Annotated in this window: 14 protein-coding genes; 8 read left to right on the top strand and 6 right to left on the bottom strand. The window is 66.6% G+C overall.

Annotation, left to right across the window (positions count from 1 at the left end):
- Positions 1–10: 10 nt before the first annotated feature.
- Together AC6H42_RS24815 and AC6H42_RS24810 are read right to left on the bottom strand one after the other, a co-directional pair.
- Complete coding sequence (locus AC6H42_RS24815) at positions 11–886, bottom strand: serine hydrolase (protein WP_057156950.1); 876 nt, start codon at positions 884–886, stop codon at positions 11–13.
- Between the two features lie 204 nt (positions 887–1,090).
- A complete protein-coding gene (locus AC6H42_RS24810) occupies positions 1,091–2,125 on the bottom strand; it encodes a sulfate ABC transporter substrate-binding protein (RefSeq protein WP_497549182.1) in 1,035 nt (344 codons plus the stop codon).
- Between the two features lie 240 nt (positions 2,126–2,365).
- On the opposite strand from AC6H42_RS24810, the gene AC6H42_RS24805 reads away from it, so the two are divergent.
- Positions 2,366–2,839: a GNAT family N-acetyltransferase gene (locus AC6H42_RS24805; protein WP_307188293.1), complete on the top strand. Its 474-nt coding sequence runs from the start codon at positions 2,366–2,368 to the stop codon at positions 2,837–2,839.
- 11 nt (positions 2,840–2,850) lie between these two features.
- The gene (locus AC6H42_RS24800) at positions 2,851–3,441 is read left to right on the top strand and encodes a putative 2OG-Fe(II) oxygenase (protein ID WP_497549181.1); all 591 of its coding nucleotides are present in this window, start codon (positions 2,851–2,853) and stop codon (positions 3,439–3,441) included.
- A 60-nt stretch (positions 3,442–3,501) separates the two neighbouring features.
- Here AC6H42_RS24800 and AC6H42_RS24795 read toward each other — a convergent pair whose 3' ends face one another.
- Complete coding sequence (locus tag AC6H42_RS24795) at positions 3,502–4,329, bottom strand: class II glutamine amidotransferase (protein WP_497549180.1); 828 nt, start codon at positions 4,327–4,329, stop codon at positions 3,502–3,504.
- 220 nt (positions 4,330–4,549) lie between these two features.
- Here AC6H42_RS24795 and AC6H42_RS24790 point away from each other — a divergent pair, with 220 nt between their 5' ends.
- The 6 genes from AC6H42_RS24790 to AC6H42_RS24765 all read left to right on the top strand — a co-directional run bounded on the left by AC6H42_RS24790 (position 4,550) and on the right by AC6H42_RS24765 (position 10,640).
- On the top strand, positions 4,550–5,407 hold the full coding sequence (locus AC6H42_RS24790) for an EAL domain-containing protein (protein ID WP_497549179.1): 858 nt from the start codon (positions 4,550–4,552) through the stop codon (positions 5,405–5,407).
- A gap of 191 nt (positions 5,408–5,598) precedes the next feature.
- Complete coding sequence (locus tag AC6H42_RS24785; RefSeq protein WP_497549178.1) at positions 5,599–6,312, top strand: YcbK family protein; 714 nt, start codon at positions 5,599–5,601, stop codon at positions 6,310–6,312.
- Between the two features lie 59 nt (positions 6,313–6,371).
- Positions 6,372–6,788 carry a hypothetical protein gene (locus AC6H42_RS24780; protein ID WP_057156955.1) on the top strand — a complete coding sequence of 139 codons (417 nt, stop codon included), beginning with the start codon at positions 6,372–6,374 and terminating at the stop codon, positions 6,786–6,788.
- 20 nt (positions 6,789–6,808) lie between these two features.
- On the top strand, positions 6,809–7,615 hold the full coding sequence (locus tag AC6H42_RS24775; protein WP_497549177.1) for a transporter substrate-binding domain-containing protein: 807 nt from the start codon (positions 6,809–6,811) through the stop codon (positions 7,613–7,615).
- A 3-nt stretch (positions 7,616–7,618) separates the two neighbouring features.
- A complete protein-coding gene (locus AC6H42_RS24770; RefSeq protein ID WP_057156957.1) occupies positions 7,619–8,287 on the top strand; it encodes an amino acid ABC transporter permease in 669 nt (222 codons plus the stop codon).
- Positions 8,288–8,402: 115 nt separating this feature from the next.
- Positions 8,403–10,640, top strand: a complete 2,238-nt coding sequence (locus tag AC6H42_RS24765; protein WP_497549176.1) for a putative bifunctional diguanylate cyclase/phosphodiesterase — start codon at positions 8,403–8,405, stop codon at positions 10,638–10,640.
- An 8-nt stretch (positions 10,641–10,648) separates the two neighbouring features.
- Here the strand turns inward: AC6H42_RS24765 and AC6H42_RS24760 are convergent, their stop codons facing one another.
- The 3 genes from AC6H42_RS24760 to flgK are packed head-to-tail and all read right to left on the bottom strand — an operon-like array spanning position 10,649 to position 13,995.
- On the bottom strand, positions 10,649–11,680 hold the full coding sequence (locus tag AC6H42_RS24760) for a hypothetical protein (protein ID WP_057156958.1): 1,032 nt from the start codon (positions 11,678–11,680) through the stop codon (positions 10,649–10,651).
- Between the two features lie 19 nt (positions 11,681–11,699).
- Entirely contained in the window at positions 11,700–12,614 is a 915-nt protein-coding gene (flgL, locus tag AC6H42_RS24755; RefSeq protein ID WP_057156959.1) for a flagellar hook-associated protein FlgL, read from the bottom strand.
- A gap of 10 nt (positions 12,615–12,624) precedes the next feature.
- Positions 12,625–13,995: a flagellar hook-associated protein FlgK gene (gene flgK / locus AC6H42_RS24750; RefSeq protein ID WP_057156960.1), complete on the bottom strand. Its 1,371-nt coding sequence runs from the start codon at positions 13,993–13,995 to the stop codon at positions 12,625–12,627.
- Positions 13,996–14,084: the final 89 nt, after the last annotated feature.

Below are 14,084 nucleotides of genomic sequence, written 5' to 3'. Positions count from 1 at the left end.
TTAAGCGGCGTCAGGACGCGCGGCGGCGGCGCGGATTCTTGGTGGCCGGCGCCTTTTTGCGGCTGGAGGCGCGCATCACGCGCGGCTTGGCCTCTTCTTCCGCGCCGGAGATGAAGCGGCGGATGTTGAAGGCGTCCATCAGCCGCGCCGAGTTGGCCTTGGCGTTCAGCAGCACCAGGGTGGCGTTCTTGCCGGCCGAGGTGATGCGCATGATCAGGCAGCGGCCCGCTTCCTCGGTGTAGCCGGTCTTGGACATGCCGATGTCCCAGCCCTTGGCGCCCACCAGGCGGTTGGTGTTGTGGTACTCCACCTTGCGGCCCTTGATGTTGATGATCTCGTTCTTGTCCGTCGTCATGCGGCGGATCGCCTCGTACTTGGAGGCGGCGGCGGCCATCTTCACCAGTTCGGAGGCGGTCGACTTGTTGTTCGGCGACAGGCCGGTGGGCTCCTCGATCACGGTCTGGGTCAGGCCCAGCGCGCGGATCTTGGCGTTGACGGCGGCCTTGAAGGCCGGCGTGCCGCCCGGGTAGGTGCGGCCCAGCGAGGCGGCGGCGCGGTTGTCCGAGGACATCAGCGCCAGCTGCAGCACGTCGCCGCGCGGAATGGCCGCGCCCACCGGCACGCGCGAGGTGCTGTGCTTGAGGGTGTCGACGTCTTCCTTGTCGATCTCGATTTCCTCATTCATGTCCTGCTTGGCGTCCAGCACCACCATGGCCGTCATCAGCTTGGTCAGCGAGGCGATCGGCACCACGGCGTTGGCATTCTTTTCCACCAGGATCTTGCCGGTGTCGTCTTCGACTACCAGCACCGACTGCGAGCCGAGCGGCATCGCCATAGCGGCGGCGCTCAAGGACATCAGCAGGGCTGCTACTGTTTTCTTGATCATTTTTGTCTTCGGAATGAGAGTATTCGGACGGGGGCGGCGGGATAGAATTTTACTATCTATGCGGCAACGTTTCCCCAGAATCGACAATACAGGAAATCGCGTAACTCGTCTATTGAATGTGAGGCGCACGCTTGAGCGGGCGCAAAAAAAAGCCCCGCAGAGCAACTGCGGGGCCGGGGTAGCGCGAAAACGCTGGGCTAAGGCTTATTTCGTGGCGTAGATCTTGTCGAATTCACCACCATCGTCGAAGTGTTTCTTCTGCGCGGCGCGCCAGCCGCCGAACACCGTGTCCACGCTCAGCAGCGTGATCGGCTTGAAGGCGGCGGCGTACTTCTTGGCCACCGCTTCCGAGGTCGGGCGCAGGTGGTGCTTGGCCAGGATGTCCTGGCCGGCGTCGGAGTAGAGGAAGTTCAGGTAGGCGGTCGCTTCCTTGCGCAGGCCGCGCTTGTCGACCACCTTGTCCACCACCGCCACCGGCGATTCGGCCAGGATGGAGACGGCCGGGTAGACCACTTCGAAGTTGTCGCCGAATTCGCTGCTGACCAGCTGCACTTCGTTTTCAAACGTCACCAGCACGTCGCCGATCTGGCGCTGGGTGAAGGTGGTGGTGGCGGCGCGGCCGCCGGTGTCCATCACCGGCACGTTCTTGAAGATCTTGCCCACCAGCTCGCGCGCCTGCGCTTCGTTGCCGCCTTTTTTCAGCACCGAACCCCATGCGGCCAGATAAGTGTAGCGGCCGTTGCCGGAAGTTTTAGGATTCGGGATCACCACCTTCACGTCCGGCTTGGCCAGGTCGGTCCAGTCCTTGATCTGCTTGGGATTGCCCTTGCGCACCAGGTAGACCACGGTGGAGTAGAACGGCGCGGCGCCGTGCGGGAACTTGGTTTTCCAGTCCGCCGCGACCAGGCCGCGGTCGGCCAGCAGGTCCACGTCGTTGGCCTGGTTCATCGTCACCACCGATGCTTCCAGGCCGTCGGCCACGGAGCGCGCCTGCTTGGACGAGCCGCCGTGCGACTGGTTTACGGTCAGCGTGACGCCGGTCTTCTTCTTATAGTCGGCGATGAAGGCCGGGTTGATATCCTTGAACACTTCGCGCATCACATCGTAGGAAACGTTCAGCAGCACGGGGTCGGCGGCCCAGGCATTGCCGGCCAGCGGCAGCGCGGCGGCGGCCACGGCAGCGAGGAAGAAACGGCGTGGCAGCTTGCCTGCACCTAATACGGAAATTTTCTTAGACATTATTGGCTCTCGTAAAAAACATATATGCATGGTCTATAATTCGGCCGGGAAAAGATACGAATTTTTCGTAATATGCTTAGACCGCAGCTGGCTTTCATGGTGCGGGTCGAGCGGCCCGACGGTTTTCTTACCGCTGGTGTATAGTCGGCCTGTGACGCCATGCGGCGGGTAATTTTTTTGAACACAATGAGTCTTGAAATTCGTATTGCTGCATCGGAAGACGCTTTTGCAGCGTGCAATGTGCTGCGCCGCTCCATTACCGAGTGCTGCGTGCTCGACCATAAGAACGACCCCGGCATCCTGGGCGCATGGCTGGGCAACAAGACCCCGCAGACCGTGGCGAGCTGGTTCGAATCCCCGACGAATTACTGCGTGGTGGCGCTCAAGGACGGCGAGGTGATCGGCGTGTCCCTGCTGACCGGCGCCGGCAAGCTGGCGCTGTGCTACCTGCTGCCGGAGGCGCGCGGCCAGGGCGCCGGCAAGGCCATGCTGGCCAAGGTGGAGGAAACTGCCTGCAACTGGGGCGTGAAGGCGGTGCAGCTGCACAGCACGGCCACCGGCGAGGAATTCTTCGCCAGCCAGGGCTATATCCGCTCCGGCCACGTGCGCTCGCCGTATGGCGTGGACACCATCTTTTTCTGGAAACAGCTCGACCGCAGCGCGGAGCCGGACGCCAGCCAGCGCAAGCGCTTCTGCAACTGCAACTCGGCCTGAGCCGCTCCCCCATGCCCGACATCACGGTCGCCCGCCAGGCTATCTTCCCGACCACGCTGTGGTCCTTCGATCTCACTTTCCTGCAGCAGCATTTCCCGCTCTGGCTGAACGCGGCGGGGCAGTGGCGCGCGGCCCAGCCGCAAGCGGCCGGCGGCAGTATGCGCCAGGGCTGGAACAGCGCGGCCACCTTGTTCGAGCAGCCGGTGTTCGCGCCGCTGCACGAGGCGGCGCAAGCCTGTTTCGGCCAGGCCTTGCAGGAAATGCAGCTGCCCGGCGCGGTGCGTTTCCGCATGGAGGCCTGGCTGGAGGTGCATGAGCGCGGCTGCTTCAACATGCCGCACATGCACGCCAACCGCTTGCTCAGTGGATGTTTTTATCTGCAGGTGCCGCAGCAGGCCGGGCCGCTGCTGTTCCGCGATCCGCGCCCGGCCGTTGCACTGGGGCAGGTGGCGGGACGCGGGGCCAACGGCGGCGGCATGACGGCGGCCCAGCCCAGCGCCGGCCAGTTGCTGGTGTTCCCGAACTGGCTGGAGCAGCAGCTCGAGCCGCATGCGGACGCGGCGCCGCGCGTGGCCATCGGCATCAACGCGGTCGCCGCGTAGCCGTCCCGGCACCCGCGCAGGAGACGGGGCCCGCGCGGCGCGGTCCCTGCGTGCGGCCGCTCAGCACATGGCGCAGGCCTGGCTCTGGACCGCGCCGGCCCGGCTGCCGTGCGCATTCAGCGCGGCGCCGTCCTGCACCTTGCCATCGGCGAACATCTTCAGCTCGCCCGGCACGAACGCCACCCAGGGCTCGTTGGACGTGAGCGGCGCGGTGGCGATGACGGCCATGCGGTCATGCACGCCGTTGTGGTGGCGGAAGTCGATGCTGCGTTCGCAGTCCACCAGGCTGGCCACCGAGAACGGCCAGGCGCGCGCCACGTAGTGCAGCTGGGTGGAGCAGTGGGCGAACAGCGTTTCCCCGTTCGACAGCAGGAAGTTGAAGGTGCCGTGCACGGCGATCTCCGCGCTCAGCTCGGATACCGCCACATACAGCGCGCGCCGGCTGGGCGCGGTCCGGAAGCGGTCCGCCAGGCCGGACATCAAATGGCAGAAGGCGCGTTCGCTGTCGGTGTCGCCGCCCGGCGTGTAGGCGCCCGGGTCGGGGTGGAAGCCTTTCAGGTCGCCGTTGTGCGCGAAGGACCAGGTCTTGCCCCACAGTTCGCGGGTGAACGGATGGCTGTTCTCCAGCGCCACGCGGCCCTGCGTGGCCTTGCGGATGTGCGCCACCACGTTGCTGGCCTTGATGCGGCGGCGCTTGATCTGCTCGGCCAGCGGCGACTCTATGGTGGCGCGGTGCTCGGTGAACAGGCGGCAGCCGCGCCGCGTGTGGAAGGCGATGCCCCAGCCGTCCTTGTGCTCGCCGGTGCGGCCGCCGCGTTCGGCAAAGCCGGCGAAGGAGAAGCGCAGGTCGGCTGGTTTGCTGCTGTTCATTCCTAGTAACTGGCACATGGCGGCGGCGCGTTGAGCGGATGGTGGCGGATGGGCTTACGATACGGGCGCGCCGCCGGGACGGGAACGAATCTTTCGGCATATTCATATACGCAGCTTGAATCGCCTTCCTCATGCGGATTTTGCATAAGGAACGGTGAAACGATTCGTTCTGGCGGCGCTCCGGCTCGGTTAGTCTGCGGCTTGATTTGCCGCTAAACCAACGCCGCTGGAGCACCGAATGACTTATCCCGTACTGAAACAATACCTGGCCCGCTTGTCCGGGCAGGGCAGCGCAGGCCCAAACAACAGCACCAGCATCTGGCTGGACGCGGACGGCCGCGCCCAGGGCCGCTTCTTCAACTGCACCATGACCAGCGCGTTCCAGCCGGTGCGCGAGCTGTCGCAGGGGCGGGCGGTGGCGTACGAGGGCCTGGCGCGCAGCGTGTCGGCGGCGGACCAGGGCTTGTCGCTGTGGAAGCTGCTGGACCATGCGGCCAGCGACGACGAGTCGATCGAGCTGGACCGGCTGTGCCGCATGCTGCACGCGATCAACTTCTTCCGCCAGGAAGACAGCGGTGGCGCCGACCTCTGCTTGAACGTGCATGACCGGCTGCTGAGCGCCGTCAGCAGCAACCACGGCTACGCATTCCAGCGCATCCTGGACGCGCTGGACTTGCCGATAGGCCGCATCGTGCTGCAGCTGCCGCCGGTGACGGCGCAGCAGGGCTGGCTGCTCAACTACGTGGCCGACAACTACCGCCGCAACGGCTTCCGTTTCGCGGTGAACGCCGCCAGCGCGCGCGAGGGCCTGCATCTGCTGGAACGGGTGCGGCCGGACGTGATCCGGCTCGAGGCGGGCCAGCGCGCGGACCAGGGCAGCGTGCTGGCGTTGCTGGCGCAGGCCCGCCAGGCCGGTGCGCGCGTGGTCTTCAAGCGGGTGGAAACGGCGGAATCGCTGCTGGCGCTGCAGCGCATGGGCGACGTGTCGGGGCAGGCCTTGCTGGCGCAGGGCATGCTGCTGGACCCGCCGCGTACCGCGCTGGCGGCTGACGTGGCGCATGCCCATCCGTTCCATGCAGCCGGAGCGGGCGCCTGAGCGCTCCGGGCTTAAATTGGGTGCTTCACGGATGTCCGGCGTGATGTTGTCGCCGCACTAAAGTGCCATGCTCGTGTTCCGCAAAGGAAGGACCTTAAATTTTTCTTAAACCTGCGTCGTATACTTAAAGAGGTTTCTCAACTCCCCCTGCTATAGGCTATAGTAATCAATATCGTTACACTGGAATTGCTATGGCTACTCGCAGGAATTTTCTACAGACAGGATTCGGCCTGACGGCCGCAAGTTTCATCGGCGTGCCGCTGCTTGGCTGCGCGTCGCCGCCGGCCAAGGCCGTTGCCAAGGCCAGGCCGGCCGCGCAGCCGGCAATCAAGCCGGCCACCCAGCTGGCTGCGGCGGCGCCGCAGGCCGATCCGGATCTGGAGCCGCCGCCGGACATATTCGACGCCCAGCTGCTCGATATGGAGTTCTGGCTCAAGCCGCGCACCATCAGCGTGACCCGCCCGGCCAGCGGCGAGAAGGCCAGCCTGCTGTACTGGAAGGACGGCGAGATGATCGATGCGGCCTATCAGGAATTGTGCCACCTGCTGCGCGACGTCAACGGCAAGGAAACCGCACCCATCGATCCCAAGCTGCTGGAAACGCTGTGGGGCACGCAAGCCTTCGTGGCGCGCTACGGCATTGAAAGCCCGGTCGAGATCCTGTCGGGCTACCGCACGCCGGATTCGAACAAGCGCCTGATCGAACAGGGCGTGCCGGCCGCGCGCCAGTCGCTGCACATCCAGGGCAAGGCGGCCGATATCCGTATCCGCAACCTGAACGCCGAAGTGCTGGGCGGACTGGTGCGCAGCTTCCGCCAGGGCGGGGTCGGCTACTACTACCGCAACACGCCGCAGGGCGGCTGGATCCATGCGGACACGGGCCTGAAGCGCACCTGGAAAGGCTGACGTTTTTGCCGGGCCGGGTTACACTGCCGGATTCTTTTAGTTTTACCGACAGGAAATCCATGCAGGACGCAGTAGACAATATCGAAGCCAAGCCGCGCTTTCGCCCGGTGCCCTGGACCGCGCTCGAGAGCCCGGGCGACGTCGAGCTGTGGATCGAAGAGCACAACCTGGCGCTGAAGGAGCATATCGGTCCCAACGAGACCGGCTATGGCGTGTGCTTCACGCTGGCCGAGGGCGGCACCATCCACATGCAGACCAGCGCCGACGGCGCCATCATCCTCGACGTGGACGCCGAGGCCGAATGGGTGTCGCCGCTGATCGTGGCCATCGCCCAGGCCGAACCGCCGCAGGGATCGATGTGGGTGCTGCCGGACGACAAGCTGATCCAGCTGGTCATGGGCTTGAGCAGCCTGATCGCCAGTTCCATTCTGGTGGTGGGCCACAATTTCGGACGCGGCCAGCGCCGCCGCTACTAAACTTCATCACAAGGATAACCATGCGCACTTCCCGATCCTCTTTGAAACTGGCGGCGGCCTCCCTGTTGCTGGCGGCCGCTGCCGCAGCCGCGCCTGCGGGCGCCCACGCGGCCGACCTGCTGGAGACCGTCAAGGCGCGCGGCGCCATCAAAGTGGCGCTGGAAGGCACGTATCCGCCGTTTAACTACAAGGACCAGAAAAACGGCGAACTGGCCGGTTTCGACGTCGACGTGGCCAAGCTGCTGGCCGCCAAGCTGGGCGTGAAGACCGAGTTCGTCACCTCGGAGTGGGCCAGCATCCTGGCCGGCCTGCAGGCCGGCAAGTACGACGTCATCGTGTCGCAGGTGACGGTCAACCCGAAGCGCGAGCAGGCCTTCGATTTCTCGGCGCCCTATGAGTATTCGATGCCGCAGCTGGTGGTGCGCAAGGACGAGAAGGCGCAGTACAGCACGCTGGCCGACCTGAAGGGCAAGCGCCTGGGCGTGGGGCAGGGCAGCGTGTACGAGCAGCAGGCCAAGGCCGTGCCCGGCATCGAGGTGCGCAGCTACCCGGCCGCGCCGGAGAACCTGCGCGACCTGGCCGTGGGCCGGGTCGACGCCGCGCTGAACGACAGCCTGATGACAGCGTATCTGCTGAAGACGTCGGACCTGCCGATCAAGGCCGGCGCCAAGGTCGGCAAGGTGGAAAAAGTGGCGGCCGCCTTCAAGAAGGGCAACCCGCAGTTCAAGGCCGCGATCGACAAGGCGCTGGCCGAGGCCGCCGCCGACGGCAGCCTGAAAGCCATTTCGGTGAAATGGTTCGGGGTGGACGTCAGCAAGGCGCCGTAAGCGATGGGGCTGCAGGAATTGCAGGAGCTGTTCCGCGAAGCGGGGCCGGTGATGCTGACCGGCGCCGGCTACACGCTGGCGTACGCGGTGGCCGCCATGCTGGGCGGCCTGCTGCTCGGTTTCCCCACCGCCGTGGCGCGCATCCTGCCGTGGAAGCTGCTGGCCTGGCCGGCCGGGCTGTATGTCAGCGTGATGCGCGGCACGCCGCTGCTGGTGCAAATGTTCGTCATCTATTACGGCCTGCCCAGCGTGGGTATCGAATTCACGCCGGTCACGGCCGGCATCCTGGCGCTGAGCCTGAACGCCGGCGCCTACCTGTCCGAGAGCCTGCGCGGCGCCATCCAGAGCGTGGCGCGCGGCCAGTGGTGGGCCAGCTACAGCCTGGGCCTGGGCTATTGGCGCACCTTGTACCACGTGGTGCTGCCGCAGGCGCTGCGGGTGGCGGTGCCGTCCATGAGCAACACCTTGATCAGCCTGATCAAGGACACCTCGCTGGTGTCGGTCATCACCATGACCGAGCTGATGCTCACCACCAAGGAACTGATCGCCACCACCTTCCAGCCGTTGCCGCTGTACCTGGCGGCGGCGGCCATCTACTGGCTGCTCAGCCTGGGCTTTGAAACGCTGCAGCGGCGCGCCGAGCGGCACCTGAACCGGGCCCACGCACGCTAGGCCGGGCGGCGCCTGGCGCCGCCGGACGCTCGACATTGCAAATGAGACATGCTAGTCTAGAATCGCGTTCGGCCACTGCCTGGCCATTGCGACCAAGGGTGACATGGATAAGGATATGCAAGCTCCCACCGCCGGGGGCGCCGAAGCCGCGCCGGCCGCCGGCGCGCCGCCGGGCGGCCTGGCCGGTTTGCACGCGCCGGCGTGGCATGCCTTGCCCGCGCTGGCCTCGCTGGCGGTGCAGCCGGGCGGCGGCGCCCAGTTAGGCGCGGACGAACTGGCGCTGAGCCCGGAACGCCTGCGCTACGAGCAGGAGCAGGGCTATTTCAACGACATCTATCTGCTGGCCCCGGTGGGCTATTTCGTGCTGGCGTTCGACACCACCGTGCTGCAGATGAACCTGGTGGGCGCCGACCTGCTGGGCCTGCCGCGCAACAATCCCGCCCGGGTCAAGTTCCGCCACTTCGTGGCGCCGCGCTTCATGGCCGATTTCGACGCCTTCGTGCAAAGCGCGCTCAACACCAGCGCGGTGCAGCGCTGCGACCTGCAGATGACGCGCGGCCGGCCAGGCGAACAGGGCTATCCGGTCACGCTGCGCGCCAGCGCCGACGGCAGCGGCCAGGCGTTCCGGGTGGTGCTGGAACTGGCCGAAGGCAAGCTGGCCGCGCTCGAGCACAGCGAGGAGCGCTTCCGCCGCATCGTGCACAGCGCCGACGAGGGCATCTGGGAGATCGACGCGCAGTCGCGCACCTCCTTCGTCAATCCCAAGATGGCCAGCATGCTGGGCTACGCCATCGAAGACATGGTCGATCGGCCGCTGATGGCCTTCATGGACGACGAGGGCCGCGCCATCCTCGAGCGCAACATCGCGCAGCGCCAGCAGGGCCTGCGCGAGCGCCACGAGTTCAAGTTCCTCCGCAGCGATGGCGCGCCGCTGTGGGCCACCCTGGCCACCAACCCCATCTTCGACGCCGAGGGCGGCTACCTGGGCGCGCTGGCGCTGGTGACCGACATTTCCGAGCGCAAGCAGTCGTCCGACCTGATCTGGCAGCAGGCCAACTTCGACGCCCTCACGGCGCTGCCCAACCGCCACATGTTCCAGGACCGGCTGGGCCAGGAAATCAAGAAGGCCAGGCGCGAAGGCATGCAGCTGGCGCTGCTGTTCATCGACCTGGACCAGTTCAAGCAGGTCAACGACAGCCTGGGCCATGACAAGGGCGACGCGCTGCTGGTGCAGGCGGCGGCCCGCATCGCCGGCTGCGTGCGCGCCTCGGACACGCTGGCGCGCCTGGGCGGGGACGAATTCACCGTGATCCTGGCCGGGCTGGAGCAGCTGGCCAGCGTGGAGCGGGTGGCGCAGGAGATCGTCCGCGCGCTGGGCGAGCCGTTCGAGCTGGACGGCGACAGCGGCGTGGTGTCGGCCAGCGTCGGCATCGCCTGCTACCCGGCCGACGCGCAGGCGCCGCAGGAGCTGCTCAAGCATGCCGACCAGGCCATGTACGCGGCCAAGCAGGCCGGCCGCAGCCGCTACCACTATTTCACCCAGGACCTGCAGCTGGCCGCGCAGCAGCGCCAACGGCTGGCGGCCGACTTGCGCGGCGCGCTGGCGGCGGCGCAGTTCGAGCTGGTGTACCAGCCCATCGTCAACCTGGCCAGCGGCGCCATCGAGCGCGCCGAGGCGCTGCTGCGCTGGCGCCATCCGCAGCGCGGGCTGCTGCAGCCGGACGCTTTTATCGCCCAGGCCGAGCACAGCGGCCTGATGGGTGAAATCGGCGACTGGGTGTTCCGCCGCGCGGCCGACCAGGCGCGCCAGTGGCAGGATCAGCTGGGGCGGCCGTTCCAGATCAGCGTGAACCAGTCGCCGGGGCAGCTGCGCGGCGACCCCGGCTGGTCCGAGGGCTGGCCGGCCTATGTGGCGGCGCTGCAGCTGGCGCCGCGCAGCATTGTCATCGATGTCACCGAGGGCATCTTGCTGGACGGCGCGGCCGAGGTGCTGCGGCGCCTGCGCAGCTACCGCGCCATGGGCCTGCAGGTGGCGCTGGACGACTTCGGCACCGGCTACGCGTCGCTGACCCACCTGAAGAAGTTCGACATCGATTTCCTCAAGCTGGACCGGGTGTTCGTGCAGGACATGGCGGGCGACTCGGGCGACCTGGCGCTGTGCGAGGCCATCATCGTGATGGCGCACAAGCTGGGGCTGAAGGTGGTGGCCGAAGGGGTGGAAACGGCAGCCCAGCACGCGCTGCTGGTGCAGGCCGGCTGCGACTATGCGCAAGGCTATGTGTTCGCGCACGCGCTGGCGCCGGACGCGTTGATCGCGCTGGCGCGGCGCGGCACGGCGCTGCCGGAACGGTAGGGGGGGGCTTAGCGCAGGCCCAGCAGGGCCATCACGCGTTCGCGGTTGATGCCGGTCAGCGCCGAGGTCAGGCTCAGCAGGGAAGCGTAGCTGGGCTCGTTGGCCGCCACCACGAAGTTTTGCGCCGCCTGGTCCATGCCGGCCGCGCTCACTTGCGGCATGGCCGACGCGGCGCGCGCGCTGGCGTCGCTCAGGGCCAGGTTGACCTTGGCCAGCGCCGCTTCCACATGGCTCAGCGCCTGGATCACCTGGCTCAAGGTCTGGCGGATCGCTTCGGCGTCGCTGGTGCTCCAGGTTTCCGGCGCGATGGCCGGCGCTTCCGGCTCGGCGCGCACGCGGTGCAGCTGGCCGGTGGGGAAGCGGATGCCGCCGCCCTGGATGGCCATGGTGTCGCGCACGCTGGCCCAGGCCGACTCGGGCACGGCGAATTCGAGGTCGCCATTGTCGCCCAGGCCGACGCTGATGTTGACCGGCACCAGCGCCTGGTTGAAGCGCTGCACGATTTCCTGGTCCGACAGGCCCGGCTCCAGCGCCACCGAGCGCAGCCCGGCGGCGCCGCCGCCGACCGCGATGGCCAGCGTTTCGCGCGCGCCGCTGCGCAGGTTGGCCATATTCATGCCGCGCACCTTGAAGCGCTGCAGGGACTGGCTGGCGTTGTAGCCGAGCTGGCTGTCCAGCGTGCCTCCCGAGGCGTCCTGGCGGTTGCGCCAGGTGTCGTTGAACTGGCGCACGCGCGCCTCCACCTGGCCGTCGCGGCCGGCGCGGCTGGCCAGCTTGGCGCTCAGCTCGGCTTTCAGCATGCGCAGCTGGGCCGCGCTCTGCTCCAGGAAGTCGACCGCCTGCTGGGCGCCCGAGATGTCGCTCTGCAGCGGACCGTCCCAGTTGCTCACGCCGCGCCGCGCCACCGGCGCGGGCGCACCGGCCGCACCGGCTTCAGGCGTGCCTACCGGCGCCGCCAGCCTGGTCTCGTCGACCTTGCCGGTGGAGCTGGTATTGCCGGCGGCGAGGCCGCTGGAACTGGGGCGTGGAGCGATTTGCATGCGGAGTGGACGACGTCAGTTAGAGTACGTTAAACAGCGACAGGTTGCTGACCTTGGCATACGCCTTGTAAGTGGATTGTAACGCAACCGTATAACCGTTCAACTCGGTTGCCGCCAGGCCGTAGTCCAGCTTGCCGATATCGGTCAGCGCCATCTGGTTCGACAGGCTGACGTTGGTGTGGTTGTCGTACAGCGTGGCCAGGATGTTCTGGGCGCCGCCGAAGGTGGCGATCTTGCCCGACACCAGGGTCAGGCCGTCGTCGGAGCCGGTCAGGGCGCTGCTCAGCAGCGCGCGGAAGGCCGGGTCGTTGGGCGTCACGCCCGGCACCGTCAGGCCGTCCAGCACCGCGTCGATCTGGTTCAGGTACACTTCCAGGCCCTGGGCGTCGACGTTGGCGGTCTGCGAGATGCCGTTGCCCACCACCACCTGCTGCTTGCCGTTGTTGCCGGTGAAAGTGTAGCGCGCGCCGGCCGCGGCGGCCGCGTCGTAGCTCACCGACGGCGTGCTGGTGAGCGTGCCGGAGAAGATGTAGCGGCCTTCCTGGTCCTTGGTGTTGGCGCTGTACAGGATGCTCTCGCGGATCGATTCGAGCGAGGTCACCATGGACTGCAGGTCGTCGGCCGTGGTGCTGCCGCCGTCCAGCGCCCACACGAACAGGTCGCGCGCGTCGTTGATGTCGCGCACCACGCTGCTCAGGTAGGTTTCGTTCTTTTGCAGGCGGATCTGCACCGCGTCGATATTCTCGCGGTACTGGCCGACGATGGCTTCCTCGCGGTTCAGGCGCGAAATGCGCACGTTCGAGACCGGGTCGTCGGACGGCACCTGGATGCGCGAGCCCGACGCCATCTGCTGCGACAGGCGGGTCAGCGCGTCCTGATTCATCATCAGCGAGCGGTTCATCGTGGCTTGCGATTGGGAAGTGGCGATGCGCATGGCGATCCTCTTAGTTGAACATCGCCAGCGTGGCGTCGAACAGGCTGTTGGCCACGGCGATCACTTTCATGTTCGCCTGGTACATATTCTGGAATTCCACCAGGTTGATTGCTTCCTCGTCCTGGTTTACGCCACTGGTCGATTTCCAGTCATCCTCGGCCTGCTGGCGGATGGTGGTGGCCGTTTTCAGCAGCGCCTGGTTCTGCTGGCTGTCGATGCCCAGCTTGCCCACCAGCTGGGTGTCGGCGTCGCCCAGCAGCACCGAGCCGACCGAGGTCAGCGTCACGGGCTGGTTCTTGATGCCGATCAGCAGTTGCAGGTTGGCGTTGTCGCCCGGCGTGCCGTCGGCCGAGAAGGCCAGGTCGGCGGCCAGGAAGGCGGGGTCGATCTGCAGCATGCCGGTGGTGCTGGCCGCGTCGAAGGTAAACAGCGGCTTGCCGGGATTGCCGGCCGAGTCGAAGCCGAGGCCGAGCTGGGTGTTGATCTTGTCGGCCATCTGCGAGGCCATGTCCTGGATCGACTTTTGCAGCGGCTCCAGCACGTTCTTGTCGTAGGCCGACAAGCCGCCCATCTGGCCGCCCACCTTGGTGTCGTCGAGCTGGAACTTGGACTGGGCGAAGGTCAGCGTCAGCACCGGGCTGCCGCTGGTGCTGTCGATGGCGATGGTGCTGGCCAGGTTGCCCACCACCAGCGGCTGGCCGCTGCGCAGCGACACGCTGCGCGAGCCGTCCGGCTGGTCGATCACCTCGATTGCCGCCATCGAGGCCAGCTGGTCGATCGCCATGTCGCGCTCGTCGATCAGGGCCGACACATTGGTGCCGGTGGCCGAGGCGCCGGTGATGCGCGCGTTCAGGGCGGCGATGCCGGCCATGCTCTGGTTCATCGACGGCATCAGCGCGTCGCGCTGCTGGCGCACCGACAGGCGCTGGTTGGCCGTCACGTTGTAAATGCTGTTGAAGTGCTGCGACATGGAATTGGCCGCCGTCACCACCGCCTGGCGCAGCGGGGTCGAGGTCGGATCCACGCCGGCCGCGTTAAGGGCCTTGAAGAACTCGTCAACGCCGTTGCTCAGGCCGGACTTGTCGTCGCCCATCACGCGTTCGATCTGCGACAGGTAGGGCTGGGTCTGGCTGTGGGCGCCCAGGTCGGACGCCGCGCGCCACATCTGCTGGCTCTTGTAGGAATCGGAGAAACGCAGCAGGCCGCCGATTTCCACGCCGTTGCCGGCCTGTTTGGAGCCGAGGCCGGGCGCCATGGCGTTGAGCAGCACACCCTGGCGGGTATAGCCCTTGGTTTGCAGATTGGCAAGGTTCTGGCTGGTGGTGTGGATCGCCGCTTGGGCTGCGTTCGAACCGGACAGCGCGTTGCTGAGTATGCTCATTGGTGCTGGTCTTTCCTGGTGTAGGCGGGGACCAGTTGCTTTAAAGCATCTTCACTGGTCCGTTAACTGATAAAGGCGACCACTTTCCG

This window comes from Massilia sp. NBRC 108631 (assembly GCF_059704565.1).
This window is presented reverse-complemented; position numbering and strand designations above follow the sequence as displayed.

Bases quoted from the DNA above. Each gene is read 5' to 3' on its own strand.
- AC6H42_RS24785 (WP_497549178.1), top strand. From the start codon at position 5,599: ATGGCTACTCGCAGGAATTTTCTACAGACAGGATTCGGCCTGACGGCC.
- AC6H42_RS24815 (WP_057156950.1), bottom strand. From the start codon at position 886: ATGATCAAGAAAACAGTAGCAGCCCTGCTGATGTCCTTGAGCGCCGCC.
- AC6H42_RS24770 (WP_057156957.1), top strand. From the start codon at position 7,619: ATGGGGCTGCAGGAATTGCAGGAGCTGTTCCGCGAAGCGGGGCCGGTG.
- AC6H42_RS24765 (WP_497549176.1), top strand. From the start codon at position 8,403: ATGCAAGCTCCCACCGCCGGGGGCGCCGAAGCCGCGCCGGCCGCCGGC.
- flgL (WP_057156959.1), bottom strand. From the start codon at position 12,614: ATGCGCATCGCCACTTCCCAATCGCAAGCCACGATGAACCGCTCGCTG.
- AC6H42_RS24795 (WP_497549180.1), bottom strand. From the start codon at position 4,329: ATGTGCCAGTTACTAGGAATGAACAGCAGCAAACCAGCCGACCTGCGC.
- AC6H42_RS24810 (WP_497549182.1), bottom strand. From the start codon at position 2,125: ATGTCTAAGAAAATTTCCGTATTAGGTGCAGGCAAGCTGCCACGCCGT.
- AC6H42_RS24760 (WP_057156958.1), bottom strand. From the start codon at position 11,680: ATGCAAATCGCTCCACGCCCCAGTTCCAGCGGCCTCGCCGCCGGCAAT.
- AC6H42_RS24780 (WP_057156955.1), top strand. From the start codon at position 6,372: ATGCAGGACGCAGTAGACAATATCGAAGCCAAGCCGCGCTTTCGCCCG.
- AC6H42_RS24775 (WP_497549177.1), top strand. From the start codon at position 6,809: ATGCGCACTTCCCGATCCTCTTTGAAACTGGCGGCGGCCTCCCTGTTG.
- AC6H42_RS24790 (WP_497549179.1), top strand. From the start codon at position 4,550: ATGACTTATCCCGTACTGAAACAATACCTGGCCCGCTTGTCCGGGCAG.
- flgK (WP_057156960.1), bottom strand. From the start codon at position 13,995: ATGAGCATACTCAGCAACGCGCTGTCCGGTTCGAACGCAGCCCAAGCG.
- AC6H42_RS24800 (WP_497549181.1), top strand. From the start codon at position 2,851: ATGCCCGACATCACGGTCGCCCGCCAGGCTATCTTCCCGACCACGCTG.